1 protein-coding gene is annotated in these 584 nt (G+C 62.3%); it reads left to right on the forward strand.

Annotated elements, in window-relative coordinates; all coding sequences use genetic code 11:
* Nucleotides 1-325: 325 nt before the first annotated feature.
* The coding region (locus CSC66_RS17270) for a serine aminopeptidase domain-containing protein (protein WP_238394455.1) at nt 326-584 on the forward strand (259 nt) is incomplete at its 3' end.

The following is a 584-nucleotide window of genomic DNA, read 5'->3' on the forward strand; positions in this document are numbered from 1 at the left end:
AAGCAGTATCTCACATGATGTTAACGTGTCGTGACTACATCACAAAGATTGCCGTGCCGATACTCAGAGGCCACTCCATGTGCCTGCTTTCCCTGACGGCTCATTTTATCTGTATATTAGCCCCCTACTCGTCGCTTTTTGCCTCCTGTTTTTGTTTTTTTTTTCGAGTCCATGCGCATCGGCGCCGATCCGGGCGGCGGCGGGGAGTGGGACACCCGATCATATATGGGACCTGCGGCGCCGGCTGCAACCGGCGTGCGGCGGTGCAAGGCCGGCATCGGCATGTCAGTATTCACGTTCGATCGGAACATGGCGCGGGAGCCGCATGAGCGCGGTCGAACAGGAGAGCGCAGTGCAGCAAGCGTCATCGGATGCGGGTGATGAAACGGTCGGTGTGATCCGCTGGCAGACCATGGCCGATGGTCAGCGCCTGCTGTTGCGCGACTGGCCGCGACATGACGCGCGCGGCGCCGTGCTGCTGGTGCACGGCGTGGGCGAGCACAGCGGCCGGTACGATCGCCTCGCCGCGTGGTTCAACCAGCGTGGCTATGCGGTGCGCGGCTACGACCAGCGCGGTCACGGGC

Source organism: Pseudoxanthomonas kaohsiungensis (assembly GCF_010211765.1).
GTDB classification, from domain to species: domain Bacteria; phylum Pseudomonadota; class Gammaproteobacteria; order Xanthomonadales; family Xanthomonadaceae; genus Pseudoxanthomonas; species Pseudoxanthomonas kaohsiungensis.